This is a genomic window from Acinetobacter harbinensis (genome assembly GCF_000816495.1).
Lineage (GTDB): Bacteria > Pseudomonadota > Gammaproteobacteria > Pseudomonadales > Moraxellaceae > Acinetobacter > Acinetobacter harbinensis.
Genome location: NZ_JXBK01000001.1, coordinates 648,835 through 664,396, shown reverse-complemented (window position 1 = coordinate 664,396; position 15,562 = coordinate 648,835). Strand labels below are relative to the sequence as shown.

Below are 15,562 nucleotides of genomic sequence, written 5' to 3'. Positions count from 1 at the left end.
GCAGCTCGGATGCGTTTATGCTGACACACTTAACTCTGATTAATTTTGCTTTAGCCGATCATCTTGCTATTGATATTGAAGCGGGCTTTAATGTTTTAACCGGTGAAACTGGTGCCGGAAAATCATTACTTCTCGATGCGCTGTCTGCCTGTTTAGGTGAGCGCACTGACACCAATTACGTGCGTTTTGGCACAGACAAAGCTGATGTCACAGCGGTCTTTAGCTATGCAGCACACAGCCTAGAAGCCGCATGGTTAAGCGCACATGAATTGGCAGATGAATCCGGAGAGATTCATCTGCGACGGGTGATTTTTGCCACTGGCCGCAGTAAAGCGTGGATCAATGGTCGTCCCAGCAGTTTGGCCGAGCTCAAAGAAATTGGTCGTCTGTTGGTGCAATTGTATAGTCAGCACAGTCAGCAACAATTGCTCGAGCCACCTTATCCTAAGCAGTGGCTGGATCGTTACAGTAACTTTCAGCAGCCCGCGCAACAGGTGCGTGATGCCTACAGCACGTGGCAAAAAAATATCCGTCAGCATCAAGCAGCTTTAGATGCGCAAGTTACTCGAAAAAATCGCATCAGCACTTTAGAGCTACAACTTGAAGAACTAGAAGACACCACCGCCATTGACTATAAAGAAATTGAGCAAGAGTTTGATCGACTCAGCCATCATGAACATATCATGTTGGATTGTGGGGCCAGTTTAAATGTGTTGGACGAAGCTGAACAGAATCTGACCCAAGAACTCTCCAGTGTGGTGCGCCGTTTAGAATCCCATGCTGGACGCAGCGATCAATTGGCTGAGATTCATACCTCACTGCTTAATGCACAAAGCGAAATTGAGGATGCCAGCGCCAATTTACGCCAATTTATTGATCGGCAAAGTTTCAATCCACAGCGCGTAGAAGAATTAAATGCACAGTTGGAAATTTTCCATCGACTGGCACGTAAATATCGCACGCAACCTGAACAGCTCAAACACGAATATGCGGCATGGCAGCAGGAACTGGAACAGTTACAGCAGCTTGAAGACCCAGAAACCTTGGCTGAACAGGTGCAGTTGTCTGAGCAAGCCTTTTTAGCTCAAGCGCAACTTTTAGATCAAATTCGCCGTGAGGCAGCGCTGCCCTTGGCCAAGCATCTAACCGAACAAGTCAAACAACTGGCCTTACCTGAAGCTTATTTTGAGTTTAAATTTGAGCCCTTAGAAAACGCCGGTGCCGAAGGTTTAAGTTTCATTCAATTGCTGTTTACTGCCAACAAAGGCATTCCGGCACAGCCTTTGGCTCGTGTGGCATCTGGCGGTGAATTGTCACGCATTGCGTTGGTGATGCAAGTGATGAATGCTGAAAAAACCGATTCTGACGTGTTGGTGTTTGATGAGATTGATGTGGGGATCAGTGGCGGTACCGCTGAAATGGTCGGACGTCTGTTGGCAGGTTTAGCGCAGCATGTACAAATTTTATGTATTACCCATCAAGCGCAGGTCGCGGCGCAATCCGATCAGCACTTATTGGTGAAAAAACAACAGACCGATCCCGCCAGCAGCACCATTTTAAGCCTAAATGAAGATGCGCGCATTGATGAGTTGGCGCGCATGACCGGCGGCATGGAAATTAATGACACCACATTGCAACACGCTAAACAATTGCGTCAACTGAAGTTTCAAGCAGTGTAAGTTTATGCTTTAAAGCGAAAAGGTTTGGTGAAACCGCATTAGTTTAGTAACTTGGTCATCAACAGATGATGATTTAATTGTTTTTTTAGATATTCAGGGGGAGTGAGATAGATGACCAAACAATATCTGACACATCGCTGTCTGATTGCACCTCCCGATTTAGCCGATGACTTTTTTGCCAATAGCATCATTTATTTGATCCGGCATGATGCGGACGGTGCTCAAGGGATTATTATTAATCGTCCGACAGGCCTATCGATCAAAGAGTTATTAAATGACTTAGACATTGAAGCCGACTATGTCAATCCGCATGCAGTGTTACAAGGCGGACCACTGCGCCCCGAAGCCGGCTTTGTGCTGCATACCGGACAGCCGACTTGGCACTCTTCGGTTGCTGTAGGGGAAAACGTCTGCATTACCACCTCTAAAGATATTTTAGATGCCATTGCGCAAAATCAAGGGGTGGGACGTTACCAAATTGCATTGGGCTATACCAGTTGGAGTAAAAATCAATTGGAAAAAGAAATGTCACGCGGTGATTGGCTGGTGTGTGACTCCGATATGGATTTAATTTTTAACTTACCGTATGACGACCGCTGGGACGCTGCCTATAAAAAAATGGGCGTCGATCGCATGTGGTTAGCATCAGAGATTGGACATGCCTGATTCAGCTACAGCACACATGATTATGGCCTTTGATTTTGGTACGCAAAAAATGGGCATGGCCGTCGGTCAATCGATGATTGAAAGCGCCAACCCACTGGCCCTGTTTCCTATGAAAGATGGCATTCCGCATTGGGATGAGTTACTGAAAATTGTGAAGCAGTATCAACCGACTTTATTTTTGGTCGGTTTGCCGCTGAATATGGATGACAGCGAATCCGAGTTGTCTACCCGTGCACGTAAATTTGCCCGTCGCTTACAACACCAAACCAATATCAACACGCTGATGGTGGATGAACGGCTGAGTACACGTGAAGCACGTGATGAATTAGAGCATTATCAAGCACAAGGTCGCGCTAAAAAATTGGCTGCTGACAGCATTGCCGCAGCATTGTTTATTCAAAGTTGGTATCGACAAGCCGTGGGCGTTAAGCCTTAATCTTACGATCAATCCTGCTTTTCAGCCAGCCCTATTTGCTGGCTTTTTTAGCTTTAAACCCACGCGCAGTATACGAAAATATATTCACGGCGACTGATCTTTTGCGCGATCAATTTTTTGCTGTATCAACGCTATAACTTTAAAATGATAAACAATAAAAATCATCCTGCACTGATTTTATCCGCATGAAAGCGCTGCTTTAGGCATTTTTTTGTTATACAGTAGATGCACTTGATTACTTTTTTTCGCTTCGTGTTTTCAATTTCTCTTTTGTAATATCTCAGTTCAGTAGGTACATATGGCACTGTCTAGTTTTGGTAAGATTCTCACCGTCTTGGATTTATTTTCGGTGTCTCGCCCGATCATTAATGTCGATCTCATTAGTGAAGAATTAGCTTTGTCTAAACCGACCAGCTATCGTTATTTAAAAGAATTAGTGGCCACTGAATTACTGCAACGTTTAAGCGGCACCTCGGGTGATTATACCCTCGGCTCTAAAATTGCAGTGTTGGATTATATCTCTCGCACCACCGATCCATTGGTGCAAATTAGCATCCCGTTTATGCAGCAGATTGTAGAGCGTACGGAATTTTGCTGTTTACTGACCCATCTCAACCATGACTCGTGTATCGATATTCATCATGAAGTGTTTAAAGATGAGACTTTGCTGTCCTATGGTCGGGGCTGTCCGCGTCCAGTATTTGTCGGTTCCTCACCGAAAGTGATTCTTTCGCATTTGCCTAAAGCCAAAATTTTAGATTATTACCAACGCTTTGCCCACGAACTGGCTGAAGTGGCTTTTGCCGAGAATGAAGCTGAATTTTTACTCAAAATGAAGCATATTAAAAAACAGGGTTATTATTTTTCCAATGGGGAATTAAATCCCAATATTGCTGGCTTATCTATTCCGATTAATTTCTCCAGCAAAGAACCGCCTTTGGCTTTGACATTATTGGCGTCTAAAAATCGTTTTGAGTTCGTCAATTTACAAAAACTGATTGAAATTTTGCAAGAAAATGCGGCATTGATTGAGAAAAAATTTGCCGAATTATCCCAAAATGACGATTCTGAAATGTAGGCAATCTGCCGACCTTTGGTTTTGAGATCGCTGATAAATTGACAAGATATGGCGATCATTTCATTTTTTATCGTGATACTCGACGCGAAGTATTACTTGCTTAAGCTGTAGATTAGAATCATCTACATCTAACCCACTACATTTTTGAATTTTTTCAAAAACGTATTGTTTAAAAAAAATAACGAAAGGTGAGATTGATTCTGGGCTGTAAAACACGGGTTGATTTTCTTAAAGTATGCCGCCAATTGCGCTGGGTCTGACCGCGCATCACAATCAACTGGCCGCTGTGTAAGCACAGATCGACTTTGGCTGCGCTATTTTTATGCTTAAAACTAAATTTTCGTGTCGCCCCTAAACTTAATGAGGCAATCACCGTTTCCTGTGTCCGCTGATCGCTTAAATGGGCTTCATCATCACTGTGCCAACCCATGCCCTGATTACCATCTGGGTACAAATTAACCAAACAGGAATTAAAGCGATCACCGATTAATGTCTCAATCTGCTGCTTTAAATCCCACACCGCACACTCCCACGGCTGCGCCTGTTTCAGCGTACCGGAATAAGCATAGCCATACTGTTGATCGCCATACCACACCACTTTGCGCTCAGTAATATGCCGGCGGCCAAACAAAAACACCTCATCAGCTTGCCACGGCAATTGATTTAAAAAATGTTGCAGATACTGCTCACTTTGTGTGGGCGTTAAAATTATCCCATAGTCTTGCACCACGCCATCATAAGGCAAGAGGTTATTTTCTGGCTCAGGCGTAAAGAGTTCAAAATTCATGATCTGCCCTCAATTGTGTATTTTATCTCTAGTTTAACGCATACAGATACGACACAATTTACAACAATGTCGCGGCTTGTGAGCGCAACTGATCCTGCTTAGACTAAAGCGAAGCTGACCTGTAAAAACTGTATATGAACTTATGGCATTTATTTCAAAAAATTAAACCATTTGTACACCCGTATCGCCTTTTGGTGTTTGCTACGCTGATTTTAACCTTGATTGGTGCACTAACCGCTCAAGTCAATGCGCTGACGTTAAAGTATGCAGTGGATAGTATTAATCGCTTGATTGAAGCCGGTTTGGGCTTGGCTGAAGGCTGGCATATTTTAATCACCATCTCGGCTATTTTACTGGGTAAAGAAGTGATCAATGCCTTGGTACAATTTGGGCAAAAATTTTATGGCGAAAAGCTGCGTATTTTTGTTTCCCAAGATTTAGCCCAAGGGATTATTGAAAAATTCCTGACCTATCAACTGGCTTTTTTCAATGCCGACAATAACCAAGCCGGAAAATTACAGACCCGAATTGACCGTGGTATCGGCTCACTCACGCGCTTGGTACAAATTTTCTTTATTGATATTTTACCGCTGTTTACCAGTGCCATTGTGGCGTTGGGTTTAATGTTTTATGCCAACTTTTATGTCGGTCTGGTGGCTTTGAGTATTGTGCCGGTATATTTTTGGCTGACCTTTAAACAAGCCAAAAAACTGGGCGGTTGGCGTCGTAATTTACGCGATGGCCGTGAAAAAAAGAGCCAAGGTATTTTAAGTATTATTAACTCAATTACCGTGATCAAATCCTTTAACCGTGAAGCCATTGAGGCCGATAAACAACTTAAATTACAAAAAGAGCTGACCGAAAATCAAATGCAAACCCGTCAAATTAGTTTCATATTTGATGGTCTAAAAACCTTTATTGAACAAATTGGTATTGTGCTGATCATTATTTTAACCGCTTATTTTGTACTCGATGGCCAAATGAGTATCGGCATGATTATGTATCATATCTTGCTGTTTAATAACGTCTCAGCGCCTATTCGTTCATTACATCGTATTTATGATGAAGTGAATGACGCCATGATTTACTCGGAAAGTTTCTTTAAAATTTTAGAAGCCGATGATGAAATTGAATCCAGTGGCGTACAAAAACCAGCAATTACGGGAAAATTTGAACTTAAAAATGTCGATTTTTATTATCCCAATGGCCACCATGCGCTAAAACAAATCAACATGGTGATTCAGCCCAATAAAATCACCGCTCTGGTCGGATTATCCGGTGCAGGAAAATCGACGCTGATTAGCCTATTGGATAAATTTTATCCCCCTGCTGCAGGGCAGATTCAACTCGACGGAATTGATTTACAAGACATTGACACGCAATATTTACGCGAAAATATTGGCTTGGTACTGCAAAAAAATCATATTTTCCAAGGCACTATTTTTGAAAATATTCGTTATGGCAAAACTGATGCCAGTTTAGAAGAAGTGATTGTCGCTGCGAAAAAAGCCTCGATTCATGAACAAATCTCGCAACTGGCCAAAGCCTATGAGACCGATGCCTTAATGCTCTCGGGCGGACAACAGCAACGGATTGCCTTGGCGCGTATGTTTTTAAAAAACCCACCGATTATCTTTTTAGATGAACCAACCGCCAGTTTAGATGCCATTGCTTCCGAGCAAATCAAGCACAGTTTGGATGAAATTAAACAAGGCCGCACAGTGATTATTATTTCTCACAGTTTGTCGCAAATCATTGAGGCCGATTACACCTATGTGATGAAAGAAGGTTATATTGCCGAACACGGCGAACACAACGCGCTCTATCATCAAGATGGGGTGTATAAAGAAATTTTCGATGCTATGGCCAAAAGCTTAAACATTGAAAAAATTGCCAAGACCTTTGAAGAAGATGCCGAGGAAGAAACGCACAGTTAATTTAACAATTAACGCTCTTGTACTTTTTCTTCAATTTCTTCCACACTGCTGTGGCGCACATCTAAACCTTTCACAATATAAATCACTTGTTCTGAAATATTACGTGCATGGTCGCCTATGCGCTCTAATGAACGCAGCACCCATAACACATTAATCACGCGGGAAATATGCCTTGGATCTTCAATCATATAGGTCATTAAGGTTCGTGTGGCAGATTGATATTCTCGGTCAATATCGGCATCGGCCAGTAATACCCGCAGCGCTTGATCGATATCTAAACGTGCAAAAGCATCTAAAGCATCATGAATCATCACCCGTACTTGATTACCAATATGGCGGGTTTCCATATAACCGCGTGGTGAATTGCCCTCTTCACATAAATTTTGTGCAATGCGGGCAATTTTTGCGGCTTCGTCCCCAATACGCTCTAAATCGGTATTGGCTTTGGACATGGCAATCACCATACGCAAATCAATGGCCGCTGGATGGCGACGCGCTAAAATCAAGGTTAAAGCTTCATCAATTTCTATTTCAAGACGATTGACAATGTTGTCTTGAAACTGCACTTCAATGGCTAAGTTGGCATCGGTATCCAAGAGTGCGCGAATTCCATTGGCCACTTGCTGTTCCACCAAGCCGCCCATGGTCATAAATTTGGTATTGACCTGCTGCATTTCTTCATTAAATTGCGAAGAAATATGATGACTTAACACGGGATTATTTGGCACGAATAGGCACTCCACAGCAACATTTTTAAGATTAGGGCAATTGTTCACTATTAAAGCACAGCCAGTATGAAGCTTTGATGACAAACCTAAAAACCCATTAACGCTTGTCGTTGTTCGGCTTTTCCATCAACCATGCATTTAAATCTTCAAGGTCGTGTTGTGTGAGGTGTCCAACCGCAGCTTTTAAGCGTAAAACATTCATTAAATAATCATATTGTGCATTTAAATAATCTTGCTTGGCCGAAAATGCATTTCTTTGCGCCAGCAATACATCGACCATACTTTTTAAGCCTTCTTGATATTGCGCTTGCGAAGCCTCTGACACGGTTGCTGCCGAATCCATGGCCGCTTTACGGGCCTGTAATTTGGCTTGATCGGTCTCGACCTGCATATAAGATTTTTTCACATCCGTATTGGCTTTACGTATGGCGGCCTCTAACTGTGCTTGGGATTTTCGGATATTCACAGCCGCTTTTTGAATGGTTTTTTGTGTGCGACCACCACTATACAGATTCCAATTCATCTCCAGTCCAATTTGATCGAACGGCCCATCACTGGAGATAATGCTTTGCGGAGATTGTTTGGCATAACCATAGCTTGCGACCGCTTCGAGTTGTGGATAGCGCGCTGCTTCATCAATACGTTTCTGGTCTTCGGCATATTGCTGCTGCATTCGCGCCTGTTGAATGGCTAAATTTTGATTTTGCGCCAGCAACAGCCATGCCTCTAAATCAGCCGGATACGGTTTTTGAAATGCAAAGTTGCTGTTTAAAACAGCCAAGTTTTCTTTATATGGCCCAATCAACTGTGCCAATTGTTCTTGTGCCAAAATCAACTGTACATGGGTGGCAATCCGATTGGCGCGCGCACTTTGGTATTGGGCATTGGCTTCACTGACTTCACTTTTGGCCACCAAACCTTCGCGTAATTTGGCATTCATCATATTGAGCTGTTCTAACAGCGCCTTTTCTTCTTGTAAGTTGGCAGTGGTTAAACTTTGTTGACGCAGTACATTAAAATACGCCTCTGAAACATCCAAAATATGCGCTTGACGTTGGAGCTGCAAATTAACTTCGCTTAAACTTAAGGAGGTTTTGACTTGCTTTAACGCTTGCCATGCATCCCAGCGGAAAATCGGCTGCCGTGCAGTGACTGCAATTTGCTGCGTGGTAGAAGACGATGCACCAAAAGCATCGACTGGAAAGTTTTCAATCGGAGTAGAATTTTGTGCTTGGCTTTTACGCGTCACATTGCCTGAAACGCTAATGGTCGGTAATAAATTGCCTTGTGCTAAACCTAAATTCAGTTGATCGGCCTCGTACTGCAAAAGATTGGCTTGCCAATTGGGATCGGTACTTTGTGCACGTTGATAGGCTTCGACCAAATCTAAAGCATAACTATATGGACTGAGCAATAAAACGCCCACACTGATGATTGTTTTAATCTTCATTTTTTATCGTAATTTCCCACTATAAATCAGCACGCAAAGCGATTTTTTTCTCTAAAAACCCGATCATCTTAGAATACTCTAACCCAGATTAACGCTATTTTTTGTTTATTTTAATCCTCAGCACTGCATCTGCTGGATCTCGACTCAACTGCAGTACATTCTCACAGCGCGTAACTAAACGTCATCACAATACTACACAGACCCTTGTGCTTACAGCGCTAAAATAGCGCATATCCACTCCCATCATTGTTGACTGTATTTAAATATAGAATGACTGTATTTTTCCGTGAACGTCTGTCTGTAAAAACAGTGCTGGCCTATATCGTCTGTGTCAGTCTTGCGCTGTTGCTCGGCTGTCAGAAACCGCAGCCACAGCCGATTGAGCAACAGCCTCAAACACAATCTGTACCACAAGATGAGATTGTGGACTTGTCTTTGCTGTGCAAAAATATTGAGAAAAATATCGCCAGTATTGATGCAGAACGTACTACTTTTGCCTTAGAGCAAATCAATCAAGACTTAAAATTATGTTTGCCGCTCTCGAATTTTGAAGAACAAAAACATTTTTTAAGCTTATCCAATCAAATGTATCGTAAATTTTTAACCGTAAACCGCAATGCCTCACAACAAGCGGCTTTTGAACATTATGCCTTTGACTTATCACAGCATCCGACCTTGCAGCAAAATCATTTCGAACAGCTTAATTTACGTGATCAATATTTATTAAAACATACCGGTCAGGCCTATATTGAAGTGATCGACGTGGGGGACGGACAATTGCAATATCGCCGCAGTCCTGAATATTTAGCCAAGATTTTTGCACCGTATATGCCGCCAGCGGAACAGATTTTTATTGAAAATTTAGCTGCACAGAATATGCAACCGGCCTTTACTGAATCCCGTCTCAGCATTGAACCGCATGAAATTGTTAATCGTGCTTTATTTTGGGAAGAGTATTTAAAACAATATCCAAACAGCAGTTATCGTAAAGATGCGCGCTATCTTCTGCAACGCTACAGCGTATTTTTATTCCTCGGTCTAGACGATTCTCCGGTGTCGGAGAGCTATATCGATCGCTATGCCATTCAAAATAGCGCAATGGAAGAAATTGAAAAATTAGCCAAACTAAAAAACTCAACGCTAGCTGCACAAGCCAATAAATTTCTACAATTTTTACAGCTTTCTGAAGCACAGCGTCTGCAACACATTCCAGTTCAAACCACAAAAAAAATAGCCTCTTCAAGTACTGAATCTGGCTTAGCACAACAACAATTGGCGCAATATTTAGGCCTCAGCTCACTTCAGCCCTCGCCTACGCGCGACTGTTTTAGCGATGCCATCTGTCATTAATCTGCGCTTAAGTGGATTGAGATAGCGCTGAATAAGTATCCAATTTTGAATCTCCAAGCTTTTCCTGAAGCAGCATGTTAGTATTTATCCATAGCTTGACGGAGCGCGAGTAAGAACTCGCTGAGATCACCCATCCATGACTTTCATCCTTTTGATCGAAGTCATTGCAGCGTGAGTACCGTTGAACCTGATCAGGTTAAGACCTGCGTAGGAATCAAGCCATCTAAAAACCGACGCCTTGTATTGATCCAAATTTTTATCCTTTAGCAGGATAAAAATTTGATCCATATGCCACGTTTTTGGTCGTGCTTGATTCGTTGATGTCATTCATAAGGATTAAAGCAATGAACCAATTAACGAATCTATCTGCTCCAGATATTTCTGCTCAACATGAGCAAGATGCCAAAGATCTGAGCCGCATTTTGCCGGCCTCTAAAAAAGTCTATCTGCAAGGCTCCCGTGCTGACATTCAAGTGCCGATGCGCGCCATTGAATTAACCGACACCCCAACCGGTTTAGGCGGTGAGCACAACCCTGATATTTTGGTCTATGACACCTCAGGGGTCTATACTGATCCGAAAATCAGCATTGATTTAAATCAAGGTTTGCCGAATGTGCGTGAAGCTTGGATTGCTGAGCGCCAAGACACCGAACAATTAGCACATCTCAGCTCACACTTTGGCCAAGAACGCTTAAAAGATATTCGCACCGCAGACATCCGCTTTGCCCATATTCAAAAGCCACGTCGCGCCAAAACCGGTAAAAATGTCACGCAAATGCACTACGCACGTCAAGGCATGATTACCCCTGAAATGGAATATATTGCGATTCGTGAAAATCAGCGCCAACGCGAAGGCACCGATACACGTCAGCATGCGGGACAAAATTTTGGCGCGAAAAATCTTACCGAAATTACCCCAGAATTTGTCCGTCAAGAAGTGGCTGAAGGCCGTGCCATTATTCCAGCCAATATTAATCATCCTGAAATTGAACCGATGATTATTGGGCGGAATTTTTTAGTAAAAATCAATGCCAATATTGGGAACTCCGCGCTTGGTTCATCAATTGATGAAGAAGTCGCCAAGATGACGTGGGCCACGCGTTGGGGTGCCGACACCATCATGGATTTATCTACCGGTAAAAATATTCATGAAACCCGTGAATGGATTATCCGTAACTCACCGGTGCCGATTGGTACCGTGCCGATCTATCAAGCCTTAGAAAAAGTCGATGGCGTGGCTGAAGATTTAACCTGGGAAATTTTTAAAGACACCTTAATTGAACAAGCCGAACAAGGGGTCGATTATTTCACCATTCATGCCGGCGTATTGCTGCGTTATGTGCCACTTACCGCAGAGCGTCTAACCGGAATCGTCTCGCGTGGCGGCTCGATTATGGCGCAGTGGTGTTTGGCGCATCACCAAGAGAACTTTCTCTATACTCACTTTGATGAGATCTGTGAAATCATGAAAGCCTATGATGTCTCCTTTAGTTTGGGCGATGGCTTACGTCCGGGCTGCATCCAAGATGCCAATGACGAAGCACAATTTAGTGAACTGCGCACGCTAGGCGAACTGACGCACCGCGCGTGGAAACATGACGTACAAGTGATGATTGAAGGTCCCGGACATGTGCCGATGCACATGATTAAAGAAAATATGGATTTACAACTTGAAGTCTGTCAAGAAGCGCCGTTCTATACTTTGGGACCGTTAACCACTGATATTGCCCCCGGTTATGATCACATCACCTCCGCCATTGGCGCGGCCATGATTGGTTGGTATGGCACCGCGATGCTGTGTTATGTGACCCCAAAAGAGCATTTGGGTCTACCCAACAAGAAAGATGTCAAAGATGGCATCATCACCTATAAAATTGCTGCACATGCCGCAGATTTAGCCAAAGGCCATCCCGGTTCGCAAGTCCGCGACAATGCCTTGTCCAAAGCACGTTTTGAATTTCGCTGGGAAGATCAGTTTAATTTAAGCCTCGACCCCGATACAGCGCGTAGTATGCATGATGAAACTATGCCCAAAGAGGCACATAAATCGGCACATTTCTGCTCAATGTGTGGCCCTAAATTCTGCTCCATGAAAATCACGCAAAATGTGCGAGATTATGCGAAAAATCAAAGCAATGCACAGCAAGTCGAAGAAAAAAATGCCGAGATTGCAGCGGGATTTAATGCCATGAAAACCACCTATCAGGAACATGGTCAAAAATTGTACCATAAGCTGTAATTTGCTTAAAAATCTTTTATTTTCATCAAAATCTCAGTTAGGATGAAGTTATGCTTTTCATCCTGACTGTGCTATATGAATATTATTAAACACGCCACATATAACAGTGATCAAGTCAAAATTCAGTCGCGCGAATATGTATTCCGCGGCTTTGTTCAAGTCGAAAAAGTAAAGCTAAGCCATCGTCTATTTCATCAAACCGGCTTTACCCCAACCCTGCAACGCGAAGTCATTCATCGCCCTGAAGCGGCTGGTGTCATAATCTATGATGATCTACAACAAAAATTTGCCTTAATTGAGCAGTTTCGCATTGGTGCAATGGATGATGTCGATTCACCTTGGCAACTGGAAATCATTGCCGGTGTGTTAGATGGTGATGAATCGCCTGAAAGCTGTATCCGCCGTGAAAGTTTAGAAGAATCAGGCTGTCAAATTAATGAATTACAGCATCTATTTAGTTTTTATCCGTCTGCCGGTGCCTGCTCTGAGCTGTTTCATTTGTATAGTGCAGCCGCTGAGTTGCCGCAGCAAGGCGGTATTTTTGGCATGCCGGATGAAGGTGAAAATATTCAATTGCATTTAATTGACTATAATCAAATACCCACCTTAATGACCAATGGTCGACTTAGAAATGCACCGGTGATTATGGCTGTGCAGTGGTTACAGCAGCATATTCAAAGTACGCAGAAGGTCTAAAGGACTCAGACATGACCTTATCTTCACCTACAGATGATCAGCGAGACTGGACCATCATTCAAATTTCTGATACCCATCTGATGGACGAAGACGACTTAGAATTTGTGCAGATGAATCCTGAACAGAGCTTTCACGCGGTGATGCAGCAAGTTCAACAGCACTATCCGGATGCCGATGCCATTATTCATACCGGTGATTTAGCGCAAGTACCGGTTGAAAAAACCTATGCACGTTATTTGGCTTTTATGCAGCAACTGGGTATTCCATTTTATCAAGTGCCCGGAAATCATGATCATATCGATTACTTTCCGTTTCATCAGCAGCAAAATCAAGTACACGTTTTGCCTTTTGGCAAGTGGCGTGTGGTGCTGTTAAACACAGCGATCTGCGGTAAAATAGAAGGCTGCATTGCACCCAGCCAATTACAACAACTTGAGCATATTTTAGCCGCGCTGTCCGAGCAGTTTGTACTGGTGGCTTGTCACCATCATCCATTTGATATGAAATCAAAATGGATCGATCAACATAAACTGAAGAATACTGCCGATTTGGTCGATGTTTTAGCGCAATATCCCCATGTCAAAGCCGTTATTTGTGGTCATGTACATCAAGATTCGTTAAATGAATGGAAAAATATTCAATTTTTTTCCACTCCATCGACGTGTATTCAGTTTAAACCGCTCAGTGATCATTTCGCCTTAGATGAACAAGCACCGGGGTTTCGCATGCTGCGTTTAACAGCCAATGGCGAGTTACACACCCAAGTGCATCGCGCTGCAAATTTACAACAAAAAAATAATGGTGAAATTTCAGGTTATTAACTTTTCATTTTGGTTTTTTTCTATTACTTTATGGCTTCACAAAAAAATGTGGTCGATCGAGTCACGCCATCAAGGACTATCAAAAATTCTGAAAAGTCTATATGATGACGCGCCCCAAGGAGGAATCTCCTACGGGCGGGATAAAAACACTTGCATATCACCATATTTTTTGCGTATAGATAATGCGTATATGATGAGGAATGCCCTACATGGCGAATGACAACCAAAATCAAGTCTTGGACGAACAAGCTGAAGTTGTAGATGAAAAATCTACAAAACGCGTGCGAAAAACCAAGCCAAAAGCGTCAGAAAGTGGTTCTACTGCTAGCTTATTTGGTATTGCACCTTATCAGCCGAAAAAAAATGAAGAATACATGTCCGAAGGACAGCTTGAGCATTTCCGCCAAATTCTGTTGGCATGGAAAGAAGAGCTGATGTCTGAAGTGGATCGTACTTTAAATACGATGCAGGATGAAAACACGGCATTGCCTGATGTTAATGATCGTGCCACACAAGAAGAAGAGTTTGCAATTGAACTCCGTACCCGTGATCGTGAACGTAAATTAATTCGTAAAATTGAGCAATCGGTTGAAGCGATTAAAAACGATGATTATGGTTTCTGTGAAACCTGTGGTATTGAGATTGGTCTGCGTCGTCTTGAAGCACGTCCAACAGCAACCCTTTGTATTGACTGCAAAACACTCGCAGAAATCAAAGAGAAGCAAAATAACGGTTAAGCGTGACGGTTACAGAATCCTCAGCAAAGCCTAGCTTTGTGCTTGCGCAGCAGCGGAACAATGTTCCGCTAAATTGCGTTGCCTATTCAGGTCGGTTCGCGCCCTCGCCAACCGGCCCTTTGCATTTTGGCTCACTAATTACCGCAGTGGCCAGTTATTGTGATGCCAAAGCGCAGCATGGCCGGTGGCTGGTGCGTATTGAAGACACCGACATTCCACGGATCTATCCCGGTAGCGAACAGCATATTTTGCGCTGCATTGACGCGTTTGGGTTTCAACCTGACGACGACATCATTTTTCAAAAAGATCGCTTAGCGCTGTATGAAGCGGTGCTCGATCAACTGGCACAGGATCGGCAAGTTTATGCCTGCCAATGCACGCGCAAAATGTTGGGTTCATCGCATATTTATGCCGGTAGCTGTCGAGGGTTAAATTTAGCTTTTGAGCAGCAAGCCATTCGGCTTAAAGTCGCAGATCAGCAGATTTGTTTTGATGATCGTTTACAAGGCAAACATTGCGCCAATCTGCAACAAGATTTAGGTGATTTTGTACTAAAACGCCGCGATGGCATTATCAATTATCAGTTGGCTGTGGTGGTCGATGATTATCTACAAGGAATTACTCACGTGGTACGTGGTGCAGATTTGCTGGATAACACTGAACGACAAATCTGGTTAGGCCGTGTCTTACATTATCCTGAGTTAAGTTATATGCACTTGCCGTTGGCAATGAATTCCCAAGGTCAAAAACTCTCAAAACAGAATTTAGCCCACGCACTGGATTTAAGCCGTGCGCCTGAATTATTGCAACAGGCACTACGCGCTTTACATCAACCTGATGTTGACTTAGATGTACCGGAAAATATGCTCAAGCAAGCCATCATGCAGTGGAGTATTCAACATATTCCCCACAGCAAACAACTGTCAGGCCATTATTTGTAGCAGAAAAAAACCCTAC

General features: G+C 43.1%; 14 protein-coding genes and 1 riboswitch. Of the genes, 11 read left to right on the top strand and 3 right to left on the bottom strand.

Annotation, left to right across the window (positions count from 1 at the left end):
* The first annotated feature begins 17 nt into the window (after positions 1-17).
* The 4 genes from recN (at position 18) to SE27_RS03085 (ending at position 3,859) form a co-directional block, all read left to right on the top strand.
* The gene (gene recN, locus SE27_RS03100; protein ID WP_039620769.1) at positions 18-1,679 is read left to right on the top strand and encodes a DNA repair protein RecN; all 1,662 of its coding nucleotides are present in this window, start codon (positions 18-20) and stop codon (positions 1,677-1,679) included.
* Between the two features lie 111 nt (positions 1,680-1,790).
* Complete coding sequence (locus SE27_RS03095; RefSeq protein WP_039620767.1) at positions 1,791-2,345, top strand: YqgE/AlgH family protein; 555 nt, start codon at positions 1,791-1,793, stop codon at positions 2,343-2,345.
* Positions 2,338-2,781, top strand: coding sequence for a Holliday junction resolvase RuvX (gene ruvX / locus SE27_RS03090; protein ID WP_039620765.1), 444 nt, complete (start codon positions 2,338-2,340; stop codon positions 2,779-2,781). Before SE27_RS03095 ends, ruvX begins: the two co-directional genes overlap by 8 nt.
* Positions 2,782-3,079: 298 nt before the next feature.
* Entirely contained in the window at positions 3,080-3,859 is a 780-nt protein-coding gene (locus tag SE27_RS03085) for an IclR family transcriptional regulator (RefSeq protein WP_039620763.1), read from the top strand.
* A 169-nt stretch (positions 3,860-4,028) separates the two neighbouring features.
* On the opposite strand, the gene SE27_RS03080 is transcribed toward SE27_RS03085, so the two are convergent.
* On the bottom strand, positions 4,029-4,646 hold the full coding sequence (locus SE27_RS03080) for an alpha-ketoglutarate-dependent dioxygenase AlkB family protein (protein ID WP_039620761.1): 618 nt from the start codon (positions 4,644-4,646) through the stop codon (positions 4,029-4,031).
* A gap of 134 nt (positions 4,647-4,780) precedes the next feature.
* Here SE27_RS03080 and SE27_RS03075 point away from each other — a divergent pair, with 134 nt between their 5' ends.
* Positions 4,781-6,583, top strand: coding sequence for an ABC transporter ATP-binding protein (locus SE27_RS03075; protein WP_039620759.1), 1,803 nt, complete (start codon positions 4,781-4,783; stop codon positions 6,581-6,583).
* Between the two features lie 8 nt (positions 6,584-6,591).
* On the opposite strand, the gene phoU is transcribed toward SE27_RS03075, so the two are convergent.
* Complete coding sequence (phoU, locus tag SE27_RS03070; protein ID WP_039620757.1) at positions 6,592-7,311, bottom strand: phosphate signaling complex protein PhoU; 720 nt, start codon at positions 7,309-7,311, stop codon at positions 6,592-6,594.
* 97 nt (positions 7,312-7,408) lie between these two features.
* Complete coding sequence (abuO, locus tag SE27_RS03065) at positions 7,409-8,761, bottom strand: multidrug efflux outer membrane protein AbuO (RefSeq protein WP_039620756.1); 1,353 nt, start codon at positions 8,759-8,761, stop codon at positions 7,409-7,411.
* A 270-nt stretch (positions 8,762-9,031) separates the two neighbouring features.
* Between abuO and SE27_RS03060 the strand changes: the two genes are divergently transcribed.
* The 6 genes from SE27_RS03060 (at position 9,032) to gluQRS (ending at position 15,546) form a co-directional block, all read left to right on the top strand.
* Complete coding sequence (locus tag SE27_RS03060) at positions 9,032-10,111, top strand: hypothetical protein (RefSeq protein ID WP_171160652.1); 1,080 nt, start codon at positions 9,032-9,034, stop codon at positions 10,109-10,111.
* Between the two features lie 89 nt (positions 10,112-10,200).
* Positions 10,201-10,342: riboswitch (TPP riboswitch) on the top strand.
* A gap of 113 nt (positions 10,343-10,455) precedes the next feature.
* Entirely contained in the window at positions 10,456-12,351 is a 1,896-nt protein-coding gene (thiC, locus tag SE27_RS03050) for a phosphomethylpyrimidine synthase ThiC (protein ID WP_039620752.1), read from the top strand.
* A 75-nt stretch (positions 12,352-12,426) separates the two neighbouring features.
* Positions 12,427-13,047: an NUDIX domain-containing protein gene (locus SE27_RS03045; RefSeq protein WP_039620751.1), complete on the top strand. Its 621-nt coding sequence runs from the start codon at positions 12,427-12,429 to the stop codon at positions 13,045-13,047.
* A gap of 11 nt (positions 13,048-13,058) precedes the next feature.
* Positions 13,059-13,868, top strand: a complete 810-nt coding sequence (gene cpdA / locus SE27_RS03040) for a 3',5'-cyclic-AMP phosphodiesterase (protein WP_039620749.1) — start codon at positions 13,059-13,061, stop codon at positions 13,866-13,868.
* Between the two features lie 209 nt (positions 13,869-14,077).
* Positions 14,078-14,605, top strand: coding sequence for an RNA polymerase-binding protein DksA (gene dksA / locus SE27_RS03035; protein ID WP_039620747.1), 528 nt, complete (start codon positions 14,078-14,080; stop codon positions 14,603-14,605).
* A gap of 2 nt (positions 14,606-14,607) precedes the next feature.
* Entirely contained in the window at positions 14,608-15,546 is a 939-nt protein-coding gene (gluQRS, locus tag SE27_RS03030; protein WP_039620746.1) for a tRNA glutamyl-Q(34) synthetase GluQRS, read from the top strand.
* The last annotated feature ends 16 nt before the right edge of the window (positions 15,547-15,562 follow it).

What these genes read in the sequence shown, in the direction of transcription:
- recN (WP_039620769.1), top strand. Translation starts at nt 18, where the DNA reads ATGCTGACACACTTAACTCTGATTAATTTTGCTTTAGCCGATCATCTT.
- SE27_RS03095 (WP_039620767.1), top strand. Translation starts at nt 1,791, where the DNA reads ATGACCAAACAATATCTGACACATCGCTGTCTGATTGCACCTCCCGAT.
- ruvX (WP_039620765.1), top strand. Translation starts at nt 2,338, where the DNA reads ATGCCTGATTCAGCTACAGCACACATGATTATGGCCTTTGATTTTGGT.
- SE27_RS03085 (WP_039620763.1), top strand. Translation starts at nt 3,080, where the DNA reads ATGGCACTGTCTAGTTTTGGTAAGATTCTCACCGTCTTGGATTTATTT.
- SE27_RS03080 (WP_039620761.1), bottom strand. Translation starts at nt 4,646, where the DNA reads ATGAATTTTGAACTCTTTACGCCTGAGCCAGAAAATAACCTCTTGCCT.
- SE27_RS03075 (WP_039620759.1), top strand. Translation starts at nt 4,781, where the DNA reads ATGAACTTATGGCATTTATTTCAAAAAATTAAACCATTTGTACACCCG.
- abuO (WP_039620756.1), bottom strand. Translation starts at nt 8,761, where the DNA reads ATGAAGATTAAAACAATCATCAGTGTGGGCGTTTTATTGCTCAGTCCA.
- SE27_RS03060 (WP_171160652.1), top strand. Translation starts at nt 9,032, where the DNA reads ATGACTGTATTTTTCCGTGAACGTCTGTCTGTAAAAACAGTGCTGGCC.
- thiC (WP_039620752.1), top strand. Translation starts at nt 10,456, where the DNA reads ATGAACCAATTAACGAATCTATCTGCTCCAGATATTTCTGCTCAACAT.
- SE27_RS03045 (WP_039620751.1), top strand. Translation starts at nt 12,427, where the DNA reads ATGAATATTATTAAACACGCCACATATAACAGTGATCAAGTCAAAATT.
- cpdA (WP_039620749.1), top strand. Translation starts at nt 13,059, where the DNA reads ATGACCTTATCTTCACCTACAGATGATCAGCGAGACTGGACCATCATT.
- dksA (WP_039620747.1), top strand. Translation starts at nt 14,078, where the DNA reads ATGGCGAATGACAACCAAAATCAAGTCTTGGACGAACAAGCTGAAGTT.